15 protein-coding genes are annotated in these 18942 nt (G+C 69.1%); 3 read left to right on the top strand and 12 right to left on the bottom strand.

All coding sequences use genetic code 11. From position 1 onward, the window contains the following. Nucleotides 1-36: 36 nt before the first annotated feature. Together pcaC and ACNI65_RS23975 are read right to left on the bottom strand one after the other, a co-directional pair. Entirely contained in the window at nucleotides 37-444 is a 408-nt protein-coding gene (gene pcaC / locus ACNI65_RS23980) for a 4-carboxymuconolactone decarboxylase (RefSeq protein WP_416759923.1), read from the bottom strand. A 31-nt stretch (nucleotides 445-475) separates the two neighbouring features. Further along, complete coding sequence (locus ACNI65_RS23975) at nucleotides 476-1408, bottom strand: LysR substrate-binding domain-containing protein (RefSeq protein WP_416759922.1); 933 nt, start codon at nucleotides 1406-1408, stop codon at nucleotides 476-478. 116 nt (nucleotides 1409-1524) lie between these two features. Between ACNI65_RS23975 and ACNI65_RS23970 the strand changes: the two genes are divergently transcribed. Together ACNI65_RS23970 and ACNI65_RS23965 are read left to right on the top strand one after the other, a co-directional pair. Continuing rightward, the gene (locus tag ACNI65_RS23970) at nucleotides 1525-2688 is read left to right on the top strand and encodes a mandelate racemase/muconate lactonizing enzyme family protein (RefSeq protein ID WP_416759921.1); all 1164 of its coding nucleotides are present in this window, start codon (nucleotides 1525-1527) and stop codon (nucleotides 2686-2688) included. Nucleotides 2689-2871: 183 nt separating this feature from the next. Then, nucleotides 2872-5436: a BACON domain-containing protein gene (locus tag ACNI65_RS23965; protein WP_416759920.1), complete on the top strand. Its 2565-nt coding sequence runs from the start codon at nucleotides 2872-2874 to the stop codon at nucleotides 5434-5436. Here the strand turns inward: ACNI65_RS23965 and ilvB are convergent. Beyond that, nucleotides 5384-7180 carry a biosynthetic-type acetolactate synthase large subunit gene (gene ilvB / locus ACNI65_RS23960; protein ID WP_416759919.1) on the bottom strand — a complete coding sequence of 599 codons (1797 nt, stop codon included), beginning with the start codon at nucleotides 7178-7180 and terminating at the stop codon, nucleotides 5384-5386. The two genes, ACNI65_RS23965 and ilvB, sit on opposite strands and share 53 nt — an antisense overlap. A 111-nt stretch (nucleotides 7181-7291) precedes the next feature. On the opposite strand from ilvB, the gene ACNI65_RS23955 reads away from it, so the two are divergent. Beyond that, a complete protein-coding gene (locus tag ACNI65_RS23955; protein ID WP_416763695.1) occupies nucleotides 7292-7747 on the top strand; it encodes an Lrp/AsnC family transcriptional regulator in 456 nt (151 codons plus the stop codon). Nucleotides 7748-7849: 102 nt separating this feature from the next. Here ACNI65_RS23955 and ACNI65_RS23950 read toward each other — a convergent pair whose 3' ends face one another. From ACNI65_RS23950 to ACNI65_RS23910, 9 genes are all read right to left on the bottom strand, one after another. Beyond that, nucleotides 7850-8569: a GntR family transcriptional regulator gene (locus tag ACNI65_RS23950; RefSeq protein WP_416759917.1), complete on the bottom strand. Its 720-nt coding sequence runs from the start codon at nucleotides 8567-8569 to the stop codon at nucleotides 7850-7852. Between the two features lie 222 nt (nucleotides 8570-8791). After that, a complete protein-coding gene (locus ACNI65_RS23945; protein ID WP_416759916.1) occupies nucleotides 8792-9796 on the bottom strand; it encodes a hypothetical protein in 1005 nt (334 codons plus the stop codon). Between the two features lie 76 nt (nucleotides 9797-9872). After that, nucleotides 9873-11999: a M13 family metallopeptidase gene (locus tag ACNI65_RS23940; protein WP_416759915.1), complete on the bottom strand. Its 2127-nt coding sequence runs from the start codon at nucleotides 11997-11999 to the stop codon at nucleotides 9873-9875. A gap of 135 nt (nucleotides 12000-12134) precedes the next feature. Beyond that, a complete protein-coding gene (locus ACNI65_RS23935) occupies nucleotides 12135-12929 on the bottom strand; it encodes a hypothetical protein (RefSeq protein WP_416759914.1) in 795 nt (264 codons plus the stop codon). A gap of 137 nt (nucleotides 12930-13066) precedes the next feature. Then, nucleotides 13067-13522 (bottom strand): universal stress protein, encoded by a 456-nt coding sequence (locus ACNI65_RS23930; protein ID WP_416759913.1) that lies wholly within the window; start codon nucleotides 13520-13522, stop codon nucleotides 13067-13069. Nucleotides 13523-13607: 85 nt separating this feature from the next. Further along, a complete protein-coding gene (locus ACNI65_RS23925; protein WP_416759912.1) occupies nucleotides 13608-14378 on the bottom strand; it encodes a hypothetical protein in 771 nt (256 codons plus the stop codon). Between the two features lie 90 nt (nucleotides 14379-14468). After that, the gene (locus ACNI65_RS23920; protein WP_416759911.1) at nucleotides 14469-16589 is read right to left on the bottom strand and encodes an esterase-like activity of phytase family protein; all 2121 of its coding nucleotides are present in this window, start codon (nucleotides 16587-16589) and stop codon (nucleotides 14469-14471) included. 199 nt (nucleotides 16590-16788) lie between these two features. Next, on the bottom strand, nucleotides 16789-17235 hold the full coding sequence (locus tag ACNI65_RS23915) for a BON domain-containing protein (RefSeq protein ID WP_416759910.1): 447 nt from the start codon (nucleotides 17233-17235) through the stop codon (nucleotides 16789-16791). 202 nt (nucleotides 17236-17437) lie between these two features. Beyond that, the gene (locus tag ACNI65_RS23910) at nucleotides 17438-18907 is read right to left on the bottom strand and encodes a CHASE3 domain-containing protein (protein WP_416759909.1); all 1470 of its coding nucleotides are present in this window, start codon (nucleotides 18905-18907) and stop codon (nucleotides 17438-17440) included. Nucleotides 18908-18942: the final 35 nt, after the last annotated feature.

Raw genomic sequence — 18942 nt, 5'->3', positions numbered from 1 at the left:
CTATCCGTCAGCAGAAGTGAGGCTGCGCACGATACCTCAGCCCGCCTCCGCGTCGATCTCCTTGAAGACCTCGGCGGCCGAGCGGAACGCATCGATCGCGGCGGGCACGCCGCAGTAGATCGCCGTCTGCAGGAAGACCTCCTTGATCTCGTCGCGCGTGAGCCCGTTGTTGAGCGCGCCCCGCACGTGGATCTTGAGTTCATGCGGCCGGTTCAGCGCGGTCAGCATCGCCAGGTTCAGCAACGAGCGCGACCGGCGATCCAGCCCCGGCCGATTCCACACATCGCCCCAGCAGTACTGCGTGACCAGCTCCTGCATGTCGATGTTGAAGTCGGTGGCGTTGCGGATCGACGCATCGACGTAGGCATCGCCCAGCACCTCGCGGCGCGTAGCGAGGCCCTCGTCGAACAGGGCCTGGTTCTTCGGGGCGTAGGGACGGGTCATCAGAGGCTCCGGCAATGAATGGAATGGAGGTTCATCGGGACGTGTCGGGATCAGCGGTCGACGCGGCGGCCCAGAAGGTCTCCGCCGCCACGCCCATCGCGCCGCGGTCGCGGTGCAGTCGGATGTCGAGGTCGAGCTGCCAGTCCTCGCCGGCCGCGAGCACCAGCCGGCCCGCCTCGAGGTCCTCACCGATCAGCATGCGCGGCAGCCACGCCAGCCCGCGGCCATCGAGCGCCATCGTGCGCAGCACCGACGCCAGATGCGCCGTCAGCACCGGCTGCGCGCTGAGGCGCTCCAGCGCCTGGCCCTTCACCTCGCGCAGGATGCGGCCCAGGCCCGATTCCGAGCTGTAGGCGAGCAGCGGCACCGGGCTCGACCGCGCGGGCCGGCCGTCGGTGAGCGGATGCGCGGGGGCGCCCGTCGCGTCGGGCGCGCACACCGGCAGCAGCTGGTCCTGGCCGACGACCACGCCGGGAAAACCGGCCTGGTCAAGCGGTCCCTGCACCTGGCGATGACCATGCGAGAGCACGAACTGCACCTGACTCTGTTGCAGCAGCGCCTCGCACTTCTGCTGCGTGTCGGAGACGAGGTTCACCGGCCCGACCGCGGTGCGCGCCTCCAGCGCGCGCAGCCAGCCCGGCATGAACGAGAACGACAGCGCATGCGTCGCCGCGAAGCGCAGCGTCTGCGAGCTGGCCTCGGCGACGGCGCGCGCCTCGCCAGGCACGCGCGCGACGTGGGCCTGCAGGTCCTGCGCGGCCTTGCGGAACCACACCCCGGCCTCGGTCAGACGGGCGGGCTGCGAGCTGCGATCGAAGAGCTCCACGCCCAGCCAGTCCTCCAGCGCGCGGATGCGGCGGCTGAAGGCGGGCTGCGTCATGTGGCGTTCCTCCGCGGCGCGCGAGAAGTTGCCGCTGGCCGCGAGCACCATGAAGTCGTCGATCCAGCTCAGGTTCAGCGTCATCGGGTCAGAGGCGGTGCTCGCAAAGCATCAAAGGCTAAGAAAACTGAATTGGCCTTGCGCGGGGTCTCGGCCGGAACATGCGATCCATTCCCAGCCAAACCCGAAGTGGAGTCCCCGTGAAGATCGTCGAGATCCGTGAGCAGACGCTGCCCATCAGCAGCCCCATCCGCAATGCCTACATCGACTTTAGCAAGATGACCCTGAGCCTCGTTGCGGTCATCACCGATGTGATCCGCGACGGCAAGCCGGTCGTGGGCTACGGCTTCAACTCCAACGGGCGCTACGGGCAGGGCACGCTGATGCGCGAGCGCTTCATCCCGCGCATCCTCGAGGCCGACCCCGATTCGCTGCTGGACAGCCGCGGCATCCTGGACGCGCACAAGGTCTGGGACGCGATGTTCAAGAACGAGAAGCCGGGCGGCCACGGCGAGCGCTCCGTGGCCATCGGCACCATCGACATGGCGGTGTGGGACGCGGTCGCGAAGATCGAGGACAAGCCGCTGTTCCAGTTGCTGGCCGAGCGCTACGGCACCGGCACGCCGGACCGCAAGGTCTTCGTCTACGCCGCGGGCGGCTACTACTACCCGGGCCAGGACCACGGCAAGCTCAAGGACGAGATGCGCAGCTACATCGACCGCGGCTACACGGTGGTGAAGAAGAAGATCGGCGGCGCATCGCTGGACGAGGACCTGCGCCGCATCGACTCGATCCTGAGCGTGCTGGGCGACGGCCAGAAGCTGTGCGTGGACGCCAACGGCCGCTTCGACCTGGACACGGCGATCGCCTATGCGAAGGCGCTGTCGAAGTACGACCTGTTCTGGTACGAGGAAGCGGGCGATCCGCTGGACTTCGAGCTGCAGGCGACGCTGCGCAACTACTACGCCAACCCGATGGCCACGGGCGAGAACCTGTTCTCGATGCAGGACGCGCGCAACCTGATCCGCCACGGCGGCATGCGGCCGGACCGCGACTGGCTGCAGTTCGACTGCGCGCTGAGCTACGGGCTGGTGGAGTACCTGCGCACGCTGGACATGCTCAAGGAACACGGCTGGTCGGCGAGCCGCTGCATTCCGCACGGCGGGCATCAGATGTCGCTGAACATCGCCGCGGGGCTGGGCCTGGGCGGCAACGAGTCCTATCCGGACCTGTTCCAGCCCTTCGGCGGCTTCCCCGACGGCGTGAAGGTCGAGAACTCGTATGTCACGCTGCCCGATCTGCCCGGCATCGGGTTCGAGGGGAAGGCGGATCTGTATGCGGTGATGAAGAAGCTGTCGGCGTGAAGACCTGACCCCTGCGCCGTGATTTCCGTCCGCGTTGCGCCGGGCGGATGACGCCCTTTCATCTCGGGCACCGCCCGGCGCAGGCAGAATCCGCCCGCCGGCCTTGATGCTGGCCGCTCCCTCGAGGACGGGAGTCGACACATCGACGGCCCGCGTGGACGGGTCGTCGTCAGGGAGGTTCTCATGACGATTCGAATCGCGCGCGGACGGCTGTCCGCGCTGCTGGGCTGCGCGCTGTTCGCCGCGGCCGCGTTGACGGGCTGCGGCGGCGGAGGCGGCGATACACCGGACGCCTCGCGTCCCACCGTCAGCCTCTCGCCGATCCGGGCCCTGGGCGGCATCGGCGAGTCCGACATCACCTACGGACAATCCGTCGGCATCTCGGTGTCGGGCAAGGTGCTGGACCCCAATGCGTTCTCCGGCGCCGTCTACGCCGTCGTCATCGACGACAAGGGCATCCTCAACGGCCGCGTCGAGATCGGTCCGTTCTCCTCCAGCGGCGGCTTCACCGCCTACCTCTACACCAGCACGTCGATCAAGGCCGGCCGCTATACCGGCAGCTTCGAGGTGCGCCTGTGCCGCGACACCAGTTGCAGCTCGCAGTTCCCCGGCTCGCCGGTGATGCTGCCCTACGACATCCGCATCAATCCGCGCCCGATCTCCACGAGCGCGTCGACGAGCATCGTCACCGTGCGCCAGGGCGCGTCATCGCCGGTCGTCACCGTGACCGGCAACCTGCCCGCCGGCACCACCTGGTCGGCGACGCCGCTGTCCAGCTGGATCACCGTCACGCCCGCCTCGGGCACCGGCAACATCAGCACGCAACTGCGCTTCGACACGGCCAAGCTCGCGCCCGGCAAGTACGCCGCGCAGATCGGGTTCAAGACCAGCGACGACAGCACCTCGTCGCAGCTCATCACCGTGGACGTGCAACCGCCCGCGTTCACGTTCTCCAACGGCAACGCCGTGTTCAACGTCATCAACGGCGCCCCGATCCCGGCCCAGACCGTGAACCTGAGCCTGGAAGGCCTGCCGGGCAGCGCCTGGTCGGCGTCCGCCGATCAGCCCTGGATGTCGGTCACGCCGACCAGCGGCGTGTCGCCCGCGGATATCGCGCTCAAGCCCGATCCGTACACCACGCGGATGGCCTCGGGCACCTACACCGCGAAGGTCCGCCTGACCTCACCCGGCGCCGTGGACGCCTCGCTCCCGGTGACGTTGAACCTCACGCCGGCCACGCTGACCCCGGGCGTGTCGTCGATCACGCTGGGCGGCGCGCTGGGGCGCTCGCCGCTGACAGGCTCGACGACGCTCGCGCTGGACACCGGCACCAACAGCTGGCCCTACGCAGTCACCGGCCTGCCGGCCTCGGTCGCCGTGCCCGCCGGTTCGGTCAACGGCAGCGGCACCACGCTGCAGTTCTCGCCCAGCGGCACCTCGGCCACGCCCGGCACGGCCACGAGCACCGCCACCATCACCGCCACGGTCAACGGTGAGACGCGGACCACCCCCCTGCCGGTCACGGTGAACGCCGACGCCCGAAAGCTGCTGCCCTCGCGCTGGGGCCTCGGACTGTCGAGCACATCGATGGGCCAGGTGCTCAGCCGCTCGGTGACGATCTCCACGAGCTACGGCGGATCGGCCAGCTGGAGCGCCAGCGCCGATGTGCCCTGGCTCACGACCGCGGTGTCGGGCAACACGCTGACGCTGACCGCCAATCCCGCGACGCTGGCGTCCAACGCCGTGAGCTATGCCAACGTCACGGTCAGCTCGACGGACACGGGCGTCGCGCCCGCCACCATCCGCGTGGCGATCTGGAAAGGCGGCACCTCCAACATCCCGCACTCGCTGAGCGGTCAGTTCCGAGGCCTCGCCGCGGACCCGATCCGGCCGTGGATCTATGTGCACGGCGGCACGTCCGTCGGGAACATCACCAACGTCCACACCGGCGCGCCGGTCGGCACGTTCTCGGTGTCGGGCGCCGCGCTGGGCGCGATGGCGGTGTCCTCGGACGGCAGCAAGCTCGCGCTGCTGGACAGGTCCACCGGCACCGTCACCGTGCTGCGCCTGCCCGACCTGAGCGTGCTCACGCGCCTCGCGCCGGTCGGCACCAGCCGGCCGACGAGTCTCGCCTTCAGCCGGGTCGCGGGCAAGGAGGTGCTCTTCGCTGGCGCGTCCACGCGCGTGGTGAACGACGACGGCACCACCGGACCGCTGGTCGGCGGCCGCGTCGACGTCCTGGCGGCGAGCCTGGATGGTCGCAACGCCGCCTCGTTGACGGCCCTGCTGACGCAGGTGGATGCCAGCGACGTCCAGGGCGGTTACCTGGAGCCCGGCGTGTCGACCGCCATCGTGGACCGCAATCGCGGTGGCGCCAACGACGTGGCGTTCTCGGCAGACGGCAGCCGCGTCTACGGCGCCGCGTCCAACGGCGGGGACGCCGGTCACTTCTGCAGCGTCAGCGACGCCTCGACGGGCGCCTTCATCGGCACGTTGGCAGGCGGCGCCTCCGGCATCAACAACGTCGAGGTCACCGCGGATGGGCGGGTGATTTGCGGCGTCGCCAATGCCGCCTCGAGCGCTGACTTCTGGGTGCACAGCGCCTCGGGCACGCTGCTTCAGGCCTTCCGGGCCGCAGACACCGGCCAGACCCTGCAGCCGCGTCAACTGATGGTCAGCGCCGACGGCGGCATCGTCATCGCGTTGACCAGCGACCTGAAGCTGGTGGTGATGCCGATCGGATACTGAGCATCACCTCCTGATGCCCCCGGCCCGCCGGGATCATCGGGAAGCAGTTCTGCGCCGGCGCGACGGCCACGTCCAGGAAGTACGGCCCCTCGCTGGCCAGGCATTCAGCCAGCGCGGCGTCCAGGTCCTCGCGGCGCGCCACCCGCGCCGCGCTCCAGCCGAATCCCCGCGCCACCGCGACGAAGTCCGGCATGCAGGCGTTGTAGCTGTGGCTGTAGCGCTCGCCGTGATGCAGCTCCTGCCACTGCCGCACCATCCCCATGTGGCCGTTGTTGCACAGCACGACCTTCACCGCCGCGCGGTGCTGTCGCGCCGTCGCCATCTCCTGCAGGTTCATCAGGATCGACGCGTCGCCGCTGACGCACACGACCAGCCTGCCCGGATGCGCCACCTGCGCGCCGATCGCCGCCGGCAGGCCATACCCCATCGTCCCCGCGCCGCCCGAGGTCAACCAGCGCCGCGGACGCTCGAAGTCCAGATGCTGCGCCGCCCACATCTGATGCTGGCCCACGTCCGTTGACACGATCGCGTCGCGGCCCGCCAGTTGCGCGCCCAGCCGCCGCATCAGCGCCTGCGGCGCGATGACTTCAGCCGTGTCCTCGAAATCCAGCGAACGCTGCGCCCGCCATCCGTCGATCCGCGACCACCACGCCGCCAGCCGTTCCACCGGCAGGGCCCGACGCGCCAGCGCGCGCCGCAGTCGAGGCAGCAGCGCCCGTGCGTCGCCACGCAGAGCCAGGTCGGCGCGACGCACCTTGTCGATCGAGCCCGGGTCGATGTCCAGATGGATCACCCGAGCGCCAGGCGCGAACTGGTCCAGCCGACCCGTCACCCGATCGTCGAAACGCGCGCCGATGCAGACGATCAGATCAGCGTGATGCATCGCCAGGTTGGCCTCCAGCGTGCCGTGCATGCCCAGCATCCCCAGCCAACACGGCGACGACGCCGGCAGCGCGCCCAGTCCCATCAGCGTCAGCGTGCACGGCGCGCCGGCCAGCGCCACCGATGCGGCGAACTCCGCGCAGGCCGCCTCGCCCGCGTTGATCAGGCCACCCCCGCCGTAGAACACCGGCCGACGCGCCGCGGCGATCCAGTCCGCCGCCTGCTCGATCGCAGCGGCCTCCACCACGGGCATCTCCGCTGCGCCGACGCGCGTCCGCGGTCGGCCGCCCGGCGCGGGCGACACGCACGCGAGCTGCACGTCCTTCGGCACGTCCAGCAGCACCGGCCCCGGCCGGCCGCCCAGGGCGATGTCCACCGCCTGACGGACAGTTGCCGCGACATCGCCGCCGGGGCGCAACTGCGCGTTCCATTTCGTCACCGGGCGCGAGATGCCCAGCGCGTCGCATTCCTGGAACGCGTCGGTGCCGATGGCGGCGCTGTTCACTTGGCCGCTGATGCACAGCACCGGCACCGAATCGCACAACGCGTCGAGCAGCCCCGTCGTCGTGTTGCTCATGCCGGGTCCCGAGGTCACCAGCACCACACCCAGCCGGCCGGTGCTGCGCGCGTAGCCCTCCGCGGCGTGCACCGCCGCCTGCTCGTGCCGGACCAGCACATGACGCAGGCGCGGCTCGCCATGCAGCGCGTCGTACAGCGGCAGCACCGCGCCACCGGGATAACCGAACACGGTGTCCACCCCGCAGGCGACCAGCGTGTCCAACAGCGTTTGCGCGCCATTGCGCGGCAGGGGATGCGTGACCGGTGCGGCTTCGTGGGCGCGCACGGCGACGGCTTCGCTCATTGCATTCATGCCATCCAGTATCCCGAGCCCGCCGCCGAAAAGGCTGCCGTTCTTGCCTCCTAGAATCGCCTTCACAGCAAATCTTGCTTCTGAATCGCCATGGAACAGGAAATCAAGCTCGATAAGTTCGACCGCGCCATCCTTCGCGCCCTGCAGCGCAATGCGCGCGCCAGCCTCCAGGAGATCAGCGACGAGGTCGGCCTGACGACCTCGCCGTGCTGGACGCGCATCAAGCGGCTGGAGGAATCCGGCGTGATCGAGGGCTACACCGTCCAGGTGAACGCCGAGAAGGTCGGACGCCCGGAGCAGCTGATCGTGCAGCTCACGCTGAACAAGCACACCGATGCCGCGATGGCCGAGTTCGCGCGCCATCTGCAGGCCATCCCCGAGGTCCTCGACGCCTACCTCGTCTCGGGCGACTACGACTACGTGCTGCGCCTGTCGGTGCGCGACACCCGCGACTACGAGCGGCTGCTGCGGGAGAAGCTCTACAAGATCCCCGGCGTGCGCCACAGCAAGTCCAGCTTCGTCCTGCGCTGCCTGAAGGCCAGCGCGTTGCCGCTGTGAGAACTCTGGGAAGAGTCCGTGCACGCACACGAGCCCTCACCCCAACCCCTCTCCCGCTGCGCGGGCGAGGGGCTCCCGGCGCCGGATGCTCGACCGCTGCGCCTACCGCGGCGTCTGCTGCCCCGCCTGCCGCGGCAACACCTCGGGCTGCTTGAGCAGCCGCAGCATGTAGGTCCGCGATGCGGCCACGTGGCGCCGCACCGCCTCGATGCCGGTAGCGGGATCAGCATGCGTGATCGCCTCCAGCATCGCCCGGCCCTGCACGGGCAGGACCTCGAGCTCCGCGGCCCACAGCTCGAGCCGCGCGCGCCGGAAGGCCTCCAGCAGCCGCCCGCGCGAAGCCTGGAGGCGATGCGCCTGATCGTTGCCACCCAGCCGGCCCAGCTCGTCCTGCAGCGCCTCATCCGCGGCGAGCAGCTCGCCCACGCGGACCTCGCGCGCGGCGTCCTCGGCCGCCGCCAGCAGGCCATGCACGCGCGCCGGGACGGGTGACACCGTCAGGCCCGTACCGGCCGGGCGACAGGCCCGCACGATCAGCAAGGTCTGCAGCGCCTCGCGGATGTCGAAGAACTCCTCGATGAATCGCGCATCGACGGCACGGACCACGGCGCCCTTGTTCATCCGCATGTCCACCATGCCGTCACCCTGCAACTGCAGCAGCGCCTCGCGCACCGGAACATTGCTCACGTTGTAATGCGCGCTCAGCTCATGCAGCGTCAGATGCTGTCCGAGCCGCCAGCATCCGCCTTCGATGTCGGTGCGGATCTGGTCGCGCAGACGCAGGTAGGTCGGCGCGTTGATCGGGTAAGGGGAACGATCCATCGAGGCACTCCGTCCGGGATTCGGCGGTGGAAGGGAGGCCCACTCTACGAAGCCGCCCCAGCGAACGCTGAGGCGGATGGGGGGAGTCGCCGAGCTTCTTGCCCAAGCGCAAGAACAGCGCGCGACTCGCGGTGAATCACTGGCTCATCGATGGATCCGTGAGGCGATGACCTACCAGAACCGGTGGGCACGCTCCCATGAAGCAAGGAGCGGGCGTGTCATTCACGCATCATTGACGGAAGCGTCTGTCAGGAACTCCTCGAACGCCATCCGCAATCCCTTGCAGGTGCTTCTCGCCAACGCTTTCCCACGGTTCTTCTCCAGCATCGCCGTCAGGCCATGCAGGCCGCCGGTCTGCGTCACGTGGCGATTGAGCGTCTCGCGTTGTCGGCTGGAAAGATGATGGAGCGCGTCCATGGCCGCCATCGCCGCCAGTTCCTCCGTCGCCGCCTGGCGTGCGCCCGGCAAGGCGTGGGCCGGCCGCGGGAACAGCCGCTCGTACTCGAGCATCTGCTTCTTGAAGCCGTCGCCGTCGAGCGCCTGCGTGAACTCACGCATCGCGCGGCGAGCGCCATAGCTGTCCTCGGACTTGAAGACCTTGAGCGGCCCCGCGGGTCGAGACCGGGCCAGGTCCTGGATCATGGTGCTCACGGTGCGTTCAAGCGCGCGCTTGGCTTCGTCGGGCACCCGGGTCGGGATGATGGACTCAGTCTCGGTCTCGGACACGGACACGGCGCTCGCTGCTGCTGCGTCCATTGCCGCTTCCGTTGTGCTGCCGTCCAGCCTGACCTGCGGCTGAGGAGACGGTGAGCGCCCCCGGCAGGGGGTTGGGGGGGGCCTGTCGGCGGGCGGCTCCTCGTACGCAGCGCACTCCTGGAACGCAGCGAGCTCCTCGAAGGTCGCGGGCCCCCTGTAATTGGCCGTCCTGTCGGGATCGACGGACGAGTAGATCACCTGCTCTTCCGGCGGGGTTCTCGAAGCTGCCTGCTGCTTGGCGTCCTTATTCGGTCCCACCTCGACGTAGATCAGCTGCTTGACGCCTGGCTTGGGCGGGATCGGGGGCCTGGGCTTGAGCTCGGACTTGGAATCAGGCCGGTAGGCGGACGCTTCGAGATTCGCGTACGGGGATGCGTCTCGGTCGGCACGACCGCCCTCGATCAGCTCGGGACCTTCGGGCTGCGGGAGGACGTGGGTAGGGTGAGCGGGCAATCTGAACATGGCGTCCATCGGGAAGTTGAGGGCAAGCCCGACATCCGCGATGTCGAGCCCGCCCTCAGTTCCGACGGGTCCGCCGGGGTTCCGCTCACCAGATCCGGCAGCGCTCCACGTCCGGCTTGACCATCTTCTGGCCGGGCTTGCAGCGGAAGGCCTGTTCGAATTCCGGCATGTTCACGGCCACGCCGTTGATCCGGTACTTGCCCGGCGAATGCGGGTCCGTCAGCGCGTGCACGCGCGCGTATTCGGGGCGCGCATGGCTGCAGTCCCACTGCGCGAAGCCGATGAAGAAGCGCTGCTCCGGCGTCAGGCCATCGCGGTCCGCGGGCTGCGGCTTCATGTCCGCGATCTGCGCCTTCCACGCCGCGTGCGCCAGCACCAGGCCGCCCAGGTCGGCGAGGTCCTCGCCCAGCGTCAGCTTGCTGTTGATGCGGATGTCGTCGACCACGACGTACTTCGCGTACTGCCGGGTCACGCAGGCGGCGCGCTGCTCGAAGGCCTGGCCGTCCTTCTTCGTCCACCAGTCGCGCAGGTTGCCCTTGGCATCGAACTGCCGGCCCTCGTCGTCGAAGCCGTGGATCAGCTCATGGCCGATCGTCCCGCCGGTGTTGCCGTAGTTGGGCGCGTCGTCCATCTTCGGATCGAACAGCGGCGGCTGCAGCACCCCGGCCGGGAAGTTGATGTCGTTCATCTGCGCGTCGTAATACGCGTTGACCGTCTGCGGCGTCATGCCCCATTCGCCGCGATCCAGCGGCTGGCCGATCTTGGCCAGCTGACGCTTGAGCTCGAACGCGTTGCCGCGCATCACGTTGCCCGCGAAGTCGTCACGCGTCACGGCCAGCGCGCCGTAATCGCGCCAGCGGTCCGGATACCCGACCTTGTTGACGATCGCATGCAGCTTCTCGACGGCGCGCTGCTTCGTGGCGTCGCTCATCCAGGCCAGCGACTGGATACGCGCGGCCATCGCGTCCTCGATCTGCCGGGTCATCGTCAGCGTCTTGTCCTTCAGGTCGGGGCTGAAGTTGCGGTTGACGAATTCCTGACCCAGCGCCTCGCCGAGCTGCGCGTCCACGAGCTCCACGCAGCGCTTCCAGCGCGCCTTGAGCTGCGGCACGCCTTGCAGCGTCTGGCCGAAGAAATCGAAGTTGGCCTGCACCACCGCGCCGGACAGCGTCGGCGCCTGGCTGCTGACGAGCTGCCAGCGCAGGTAGTTGCGCAGCTGCGCCAGATCGCGCTGGCGCAGCTCGCGCGACATCGCCTTGAAGAACGCCGGCTCGGTGACGTTGTAGGCGGCCTGCGGGTCCAGGCCCAGCGCGCGCTGGTACGCGGTCCAGTCGAAGCCGGGCGTCAGCGCCTGCAGCTGCGCGGCCTTCATCGGATGGAAGCCCTTGTAGGGATCGCGCTTGTCGACGCGGCTCAGCGAGGCCCGCGCCAAGGCGGTCTCGAAGGCCATCACCTGCCTGGCCTGCACGCGCGCCGCTTCGGGCGTGTCGCCAAGCAGCTCGAAGCTGCGCGCGATGTGGGCCACGAACTGGTCGCGCAGCGTCTTCGATTTGGCGTCGTTCTTGAAGTAGTACTCGCGGTCGGGCAGGCTCAGGCCACCGGCGTAGGCGAACGCGATCACGCGCGTCGAGTCGGCCATGTCCTGGCCCGAGCTGAAGTGGAACAGCACCCGCTCGTTGTTGGTCGCCAGGTGCAGCGCGGCCAGCAGGCCGGGCAGCTCGCGGCGGTCCTTGAGCGCGTCGATGCGCGAGAGCAGCGGGCGCAGCGGCGCCAGCGCGTGGCGGTCGGCGGCCGATTCGTCCATGCACGCGGCGAAGTAGTCGCCCATGCGCGCCTGGTTGGCGCTGCGCGACGGATCGGCGGCGGCGAGCTTGTCCAGGATGCCCCACAGGTAGCGCTGGTTCTCGTTGGCCATCTTGGCGTAGACCGACCACCGCGCCTGGTCAGGCGGGATCGGATTGGCCGCCATCCAGCCGCCGCAGGCGTACTGGTAGAGGTCCTCGCAGGGATCGACGCTGCGGTCCATCGCGGCGGTGTCCAGGCTGGGCGTGTAGGGCAGCTGGTCCAGCGGCTGTTCCGGCGTGGCGCCGGCGGCCGGGCCGGCGCCGGTCGTGGGCACGGCGGTCTGCGCGCCGGCCACGGTGGCGGCGCTCATGGAAACGGCCGCGACGAGCGCGGCCGCGGCGGTGCGGGCGAGGAGGTGACGGGTCATGCTCGACAGCGATGAGTTCTTGCTGCCGCGGATTCTCCGTCAGCCGATCGCTGGCGCGAGGTGCCGGACGACACCTCGGGAAGACCCGTCTATCCGTCCAGCCTGCGCCCGGTCCGACGGGGTCGGCGCGCCCTCTCAGGACCCGGAGGACTGGCGTCGTGCCTCGTTCGCGACGCTCAGCAGCACGGACAAGGTCATGTCGCCAGGATGGCCCTGGCCGCGCTCGTCCAGACGCATCCTTCCGCCGCAGTCCGCCACGTTGCCGGCCGTCGCGCGCTTGAGCCACTTGTCCTGCACCGCCTGGGGAAGTTCAACGAAGGCGCTCTTGAGCGCCTCGTTCAGCACGAGCATCTGCGCGACATCCTTGTGGACGCCCGATGTGCGGTTGGCCTCGGCAGCGTCCAGTTGCAGGCTCTTGAACATCTCGCGATGCCGCGCGCCTTCGGCGAGCCACACCGCCTGATGGCAGGCCTTGCCGGCCCCGTAGGCGAAGGCCGGGGCAATGAACTTCGCGGGTCCAGCGGGATAGTCGGCGCAGAACGCCTTGATCAGGTCCTTGGTGAACTGCTCAAGATGCACGCCGCGCTTGCCGTCGTTCGGATTGGCCCAGGCCCGTGCCACCGACGACGTCAGGAAGTCTTTCATGGCTTGGTCCTGATGGGCTCTCATGCTGAGCGGCCGCTCCGCCACGCCGACGGTTTCATAGTCGCCGAGTCCCGCGGATGCGCCTTGCAGCTCGACGTCCTCGTAGGCGGATTCCGACGCTTTGCCAACGGCGCCGCTCGCCGAAGCGAGACCGTGGATGGCTGAGCCCTCCGACGCTGCGCGCTCATGGAGGTGGTCGTCACGCTCGTCCTGGCCCGGCTTCTGGACAGCCGTGTAAATGGCCCCGTTGGATGCCAGGTAATGGGGAATGCTGCCGATGGTCATGCGTGGTTCCTCGAGACAAAGAGACGCGCGGCCGACATCGGCCGCGCGTCGCTCAGTGAAGGACCACGCGGACCGGACGATCCGGCTTTCCGGTCAACACCGCTCGGGGGAATCAGCGCCGCGCCTGCTCCGGCCGTTCAATCGGCCTTCGGTCCCCGCACCAGCAGCACCGGCACCTCGGCGTATCGCACGATGAGTTCGGCGTCACTGCCCAGCAGCGCGCGCGACAGACCGCGTCGGCCATGCGTGCCCAGCACGATGACCTGTCCGCCCCAGGCCTTGCACTCCTCGGTCACGAGGTCGCTGATGCGAGAGGACAGGCTCTCGCTGAGCTGCGTGGACACACGGATGCCGACGGCGCTGACGCTGGCCGACGCATCGTCGAGCACCTTCTTCCCGCCGGCGCGGATCTGCTCGAAGTTGTCGGCGGTGATGCCGAGTCCGGCACTGGACATCATCGCGAAGGCCTGCAGGTCCAGCGCGTGCAGCAGCCGGATCTCGCCGCCGCTGAGCCTGGCCAACCGCACCGCCTCCGCCAGACCGGCGTTGGAGGTGGGGCTGCCGTCGACGGGAACCAGGATCTTGTCGTACATGGTCGTCGCTCCATCGAATGGGATGGGGCCATGCTAGTCCGTAACGGTGAGCCGCGCGCCGCCTGCCGTGCGCGAGGCGGAAGCGTCAATCGACGCGCCGCTTCGCCAGGAACGCGGTCAGCTCGCTGTTGACGGAATGGAACCGGGTCTTCTTCTCGTCACCGCCAGCGACAGGCGACACGGTGGCGCCTTGTGTCCGGCCTGGCTTCAGGTGCTGCGGCGGAGGCGGCGGGGGCGTCCTCGGCCGAACCGGGCGCTGCAGCTGGTCATGGACGAAGGTCCTGGGCGGCTTGGCCGGCGGCGACGGTGGCGTCTTGCCGGTCTGGACCTGAAGCTCCAGCTCGAAATACACGCCAGGCTTGGACGGCTTGGCCGGCAGCGGTGGTGGTGTCTTGTCGCGGAGCGGCCCGGGCAACTCCGGCGTCGAATAGATGCACTCGAGGTCCGGCGAGGCGACCGGCCGTTGCGGCAGCGGGTGGTTGGCGGGCGCTTGTCCGAAGCAGCGCGTGTCCCTGGGCAGGTCGACCTGCTCGTAATCCGACGTCGGCGTCCTGAACCGTGGGGACCTCGGGCCGACGTCCTCGTAGTCCAGCGGCGGCGTGGGAGGAAGCGGCCGTTGTTTCCCGCCCAACGCCAGGGCCAGATCCGTTCGGCTGGAAGCGGAGTCCATGCCGTAGACGTCCTGCGGCGCGCGGTGGAGATGGTCGTTCAGCGTGGAATACGGGCTATACGGGCTCTCAGCAGGCGCGCCACCCACACCGCTTTCGGGCGGCGTGTTGCCCGGGCGGCTGACCTCGGCGTAGAGGTCCCCGTTCGGCGCGGTGGTATGGGGAATGAAGGAACGAACAGACAGCATGTGATCTCCAAAGCGGCGCGCGGTCTGAACGACAGAACCGCGCGCCTCGTCAGTGGAGCTCAGCCGGGAAAGCCCTCCCGGGCTTTCCGGTCACTGCGCGCTGAAAGAAGCGAGCGCCTTCGGGAACTTGAACAGCCACAGGTGCGTGAGGCGATCCACCTCGTTGCCACGCGTCACCCGCACCGAGCTCGCACCCGACGCGCAAGTGCCGTCCTGCGCGATCACGCCGTTGACGTCGACCGTGCACTCGGTCGGATCGCCGGCGACGAGCTTGCCCTTGGCATCGACCAGCGTGGTCTTCAGACCGAAGTCGTTGTCGTTGATCAGCGCCAGCGTGTTGGCGTCGACGATCGCCAGGCCCTCGGCCTTCTCGGCCTTCCAGCCCGCGGCGTTGAGGTCCAGCAACACCGTCTTCTTGAGCTTCACCACGTTGGCCCAGGTCACCGACGACGCGGTCACGCCGTCGATGCTGTTCTTCTCCAGTTCGATGCCGATGGCGGCGATGTCGGTGGCCGTGGCCGGCACTTCCACCAGCATCAGGAAGTTGCGCACCACGCCATTGGCGTCGGCGCCCTGCTCGATGACGATGAACTTGCCGTTGCCCAGCGACACCAGATCGCCCAGCTTGGCGCTGCCGGTGCGGTTGCGGTCCCACTTCTCGCTCTTGGCCGCCAGCGGGTAGCTCAGCGGATAGGCGTAGAGCTTGGACGTCTCGGTCTTGGGATCGAACTCGATCCAGCGCGCGAACTGCGCGAAGTCACGCACCTTGACCTTGTCCGTGTTCTTGCCATCCTGGTCCATGTCGGCGCTGTCGACGACCTCGATGCTCTTGCCGGCGGTGTCCACCGGATCGATCGGGCTTTGCAGGAAGCCGTGCAGCTTGCCGCTGCCGGTGTCCATCGCCAGGCCTTCCATGCCGCGATTGGCGCGGCGGTGCTTCAGCACCTCGGGCAGCGAACCCGCCGTGGTGCCCGGCGCGTAGCGCTTGGCGATCTGGAAGGTCGCCGCGTCGATCTTGACGATGAAGGGGCCGTACTCGTCCGAGGTCCAGAAGGCCTTGTTGGCCTGGTCATAGACCAGCGTCTCGCTGTCCAGGCCGTTGGCGTCAAAGGCGCCCTTGGTGGCGTCGTACTTCAGCGTGTCCGACAGCGGCACCTCGGCGCTGCTGCCGATCGAGCCGAAGGGCAGCGGACGGCCCGACACGGCCGAGCCGTTGGGGTTCTTCAGCGGATTGAGCGCGGAGATCACCGCGCCGTTCTTGCCCAGCGTGATCACGCCGATCGACGGCGCGAAGCTCGGCGCCGGGAACATCTTGGTCGTGACGACCGCGCCGTTGTCCGGACGCGGCGCGCTGGGGCTGTCGCCGTTGGGGCCGCGGTCGGTGATGCCCCAGAACTCGAGTTCGCCGGCGGTGTTCTTGCCCTTGAACACCAGGCCCGAGCCCACGGCCGGGTAGAAGCCCTTGGGGAAGTCCTTCTTCGCGTCGGCGTTGCTGCCCTCGTAAGGCACGAACTGGTTGTCCGCGGCCTTGATCTGGAACTTGGTGATCGCCACCGCGCCGCCGGCGGTCGTCTGCGTGGCGGTGCTCGTCTCGCTCTTGCCCAGCAGCGTGGCGAGCGTCGATTCGTAATGCTCGACGGCGGCGGCGCGGCGGTTGGCGCTCATCGCGCGGGCCGCGTAGGCCTGGCCGTAGACGTCGTTCTGGCCCGCGGGCAGCAGCGCGGCGAAGGCCTTGTCGAAGTCGGCGGCCGCCGCGGCGAAGTCCAGCGACTTGCCGGCGAAGGCGTCATGGACCGCGGCCGTGATCTTGATGCCGTTGGTCGGATCGTCGTCCTCGTCCAGCGCCTGCAGGAACACGAGCCGGTTGGCGAGCTTGTCATCGGTCAGCGTGGTCGTGCCCGACAGGTCGCCGATGGCGATGGTCTCGCCGCACTTGGCGCTGCCCAGCGCGACACCGCCGACGGTGAAGCTCACGGTGTCGCCGCTGGCGCACATGAAGAGGCCGTCCGCGGCCGTCTTGCCCTTGGTGCCGCTGGGCGCGAGCGTGAAGCTCACGCCTTCCACCGGCGCGTCCACCAGGCGCGACTGGATCGCGGGGGTGGCTTCGTCGTCGCTGCCGCAGGCGGTGAGCGCGGCGGCAGCGCTCAGGGTCATCAACGGAATGGCCAGGTGACGCAGGGTCGCGGTGCAACGGGCGCTTGTCTTCTTCATGTCGTTCTTTCGTGGCTCGAGATCCGGCGCCGCCCTCGCGGCGCCTCGGGACAGGCGGCACGCTAGGGCCCGTGCGTGACAGCGCCGTTAAGCACCGACACCCGGGTTCACGAATCGACACGAATACGACAGAAAGCCCCGGCACCGCGTCGCGAGGACGCGGGCCGGGGCCCCGGTCAGACGGCTGCAGAGGAGGAGATCAGCCGTTGACCTTGATGCGGTTGTTGACCGACTGCACGCCCTTGGCGGCCAGCGCCATCGAGCCCGCGCGGTCACGCGCCGCCAAGTCCGGCGCGGTGCCGTCCAGCGTCACGTGGCCATGGTCGGTGTCGACCTTCACATCCAGCGCGCTCAGCTTGGGGTCGCCGGCCAGCGCGGTCTTGATGGAGGTGGTGATCTGCGCGTCATCGATGGCCGCGCCCGCCTTGTCGGCCGAGCGTTCCATCTTCTGGCCCATGTTGTCCATGGCTTGACGGGTGTCCTGCTTGGCGGCCTCGGACTTCTGCTCCATCTTGGAGATGCCGTCATCGAGGCGCTGGCCGGCGGTGCGGCCATCATCCTCGCGACCGCAGGCGGTCAGGGCGACGGCGGCCACCACGGCGGGCAGCAGGAGGGCGAGTTGGGAGGTACGGGAAGCGTGCTTCATGGCGAGGCTCCTTTCGAGGGAAATCGCGGTGTCGCGGACATTCCGCGGTGGTCCGCGGATCCATGCAGCCACTCTAGACAAGCCCCCTCGCGGGCCGGGTCGGCGGGCACCGGAAGCGGGGGTCCCACGCAGTCCCGGCCGGTCGTAGGAGCCGGCCTACAGCCCCGCCGCGCGCGTGATGGCGACGCTCCGGCGCCTCGGCTCAGAGCCCTCCGCCCACCGGCGGCGCACCGCCGCCAGTCGGGCCGGTCTGGCCGGGGTGCCCCGGTATCGGGAAGTCGATCCGGGGGATCTCCGCCTCATCGCGCGCCTCGCGCTTGAGCGGCAGCCAGGCCCGCACCTCCGTGCCCTGTCCCGGCGCGCTGCGCAGCCGCAGCTGGCCGCGTTCCGCCTCGACGCGGAATCGCATGCCCAGCAGGCCGTGCGAGCCCAGCGCCAGCCGCTCGGGATCGAAACCCTGGCCGTTGTCGGTCACGGTGACCATGGCCTGCGCGTACTCGCGCTCCAGCGACACGCTGACCTCGGTGGCCTGCGCGTACTTGGCCATGTTGGTCAGGGCCTCCTGGACGAGCCGGAAGGCGGTCAGCTGCGCGCTCGGCACCAGCTCCACCGCGGGATCCAGCGTCACGCGGATCGGCACGCCCAGGCGTTCCGAACTCTCCCGGCACAGGATCTCCAGCGCCGGCACGAGGCCGAGCTGGTCCAGCGTGGACGGGCGCAGGTCCTCGATGATGCGGCGCTTGAGCGCGATGCCGCTGTTGAGCGTCTCGGTCAGGTGATTCAGCCGCTGCATCAGGTCCGGCGCCTCCGCCTGCAGCTTGGGACGCAACCGCGCGACGTCGAGCTTGGCCGCCGTCAGCAGCGCGCCGAGCTCATCGTGCAGGTCGCGAGCCAGGCGCGCGCGCTCGTCCTCGCGCGCGGTCTGCAGGTGGCGCGCGAGCTGGGTCAGCTCGGCCGTGCGCCGCGCCACCTCGACCTCGAGCCGGTCGCGCTCGGCGCGCACTTCCTGGGCCTGCTCGAAACGCTGCTCATCCAGCGCGCGGCTCTTGCGCACGAACAGCATGAACACGATCAGGCTGAGCAGCGTCATCCCGGCCACGCCGATGCGGCTGAGCATCAGCGTGTCGTAGACCTGGCCGGTGCCCAGCGCGATGCGGCGGTTCTCATCGGCCAGCAGCTCGGCCGAGCGGCGCCGGATCTGCTCCATCTGGTCGCGGCCGATGTCGGTCATCATGAGCTCGCGCCCGGCGGACTCGCGGCCGCCTTCGTAGAGCTTGAGCACTTCCTGCAGCTCGCTGAGCTTGGCGCTGACGGCCGTGGCGATCTCCTTGCTGCGGCGCTGGGCGTCCGGCGCGTTGACCTGGGCATACATGCGTTCCAGCGCGTCCAGGCCCTGCGAGGCGTCCTCGGCGGCGAAGCGGTAGGGATCCAGGTATTCGGGGCGGCGGGTGATCAGGTATCCCCGTTGCCCTGACTCCGCGTCGGTCACGCGGGCCATCAACCGGAGGAGCTCCATCCGGGCCCGTCCCAGCGTGTCCAGGCGGTCCATTTGCGACACCGCGCCGAAGTAGGCCAGTTCGCTGATCAGGATCATCAGCAGGGCCACGAATACGCCGAGCGGCATCGCCCAGGTCTTGCGACCCAGGTTCGTGACGGTGTCCTTCAGGCTCATCCTCTACACTCCCCGAGCGATTTCGCTCACTTGAC

This window comes from Roseateles sp. So40a, assembly GCF_048081605.1.
GTDB lineage: Bacteria > Pseudomonadota > Gammaproteobacteria > Burkholderiales > Burkholderiaceae_C > Roseateles.
This window is presented reverse-complemented; position numbering and strand designations above follow the sequence as displayed.

Excerpts from the sequence above, each read along its gene's own strand:
- pcaC (WP_416759923.1), bottom strand. The coding sequence starts at position 444 with ATGACCCGTCCCTACGCCCCGAAGAACCAGGCCCTGTTCGACGAGGGC.
- ACNI65_RS23975 (WP_416759922.1), bottom strand. The coding sequence starts at position 1,408 with ATGACGCTGAACCTGAGCTGGATCGACGACTTCATGGTGCTCGCGGCC.
- ACNI65_RS23965 (WP_416759920.1), top strand. The coding sequence starts at position 2,872 with ATGACGATTCGAATCGCGCGCGGACGGCTGTCCGCGCTGCTGGGCTGC.
- ilvB (WP_416759919.1), bottom strand. The coding sequence starts at position 7,180 with ATGAGCGAAGCCGTCGCCGTGCGCGCCCACGAAGCCGCACCGGTCACG.
- ACNI65_RS23950 (WP_416759917.1), bottom strand. The coding sequence starts at position 8,569 with ATGGATCGTTCCCCTTACCCGATCAACGCGCCGACCTACCTGCGTCTG.
- ACNI65_RS23945 (WP_416759916.1), bottom strand. The coding sequence starts at position 9,796 with ATGGACGCCATGTTCAGATTGCCCGCTCACCCTACCCACGTCCTCCCG.
- ACNI65_RS23940 (WP_416759915.1), bottom strand. The coding sequence starts at position 11,999 with ATGACCCGTCACCTCCTCGCCCGCACCGCCGCGGCCGCGCTCGTCGCG.
- ACNI65_RS23935 (WP_416759914.1), bottom strand. The coding sequence starts at position 12,929 with ATGACCATCGGCAGCATTCCCCATTACCTGGCATCCAACGGGGCCATT.
- ACNI65_RS23930 (WP_416759913.1), bottom strand. The coding sequence starts at position 13,522 with ATGTACGACAAGATCCTGGTTCCCGTCGACGGCAGCCCCACCTCCAAC.
- ACNI65_RS23925 (WP_416759912.1), bottom strand. The coding sequence starts at position 14,378 with ATGCTGTCTGTTCGTTCCTTCATTCCCCATACCACCGCGCCGAACGGG.
- ACNI65_RS23920 (WP_416759911.1), bottom strand. The coding sequence starts at position 16,589 with ATGAAGAAGACAAGCGCCCGTTGCACCGCGACCCTGCGTCACCTGGCC.
- ACNI65_RS23915 (WP_416759910.1), bottom strand. The coding sequence starts at position 17,235 with ATGAAGCACGCTTCCCGTACCTCCCAACTCGCCCTCCTGCTGCCCGCC.
- ACNI65_RS23910 (WP_416759909.1), bottom strand. The coding sequence starts at position 18,907 with ATGAGCCTGAAGGACACCGTCACGAACCTGGGTCGCAAGACCTGGGCG.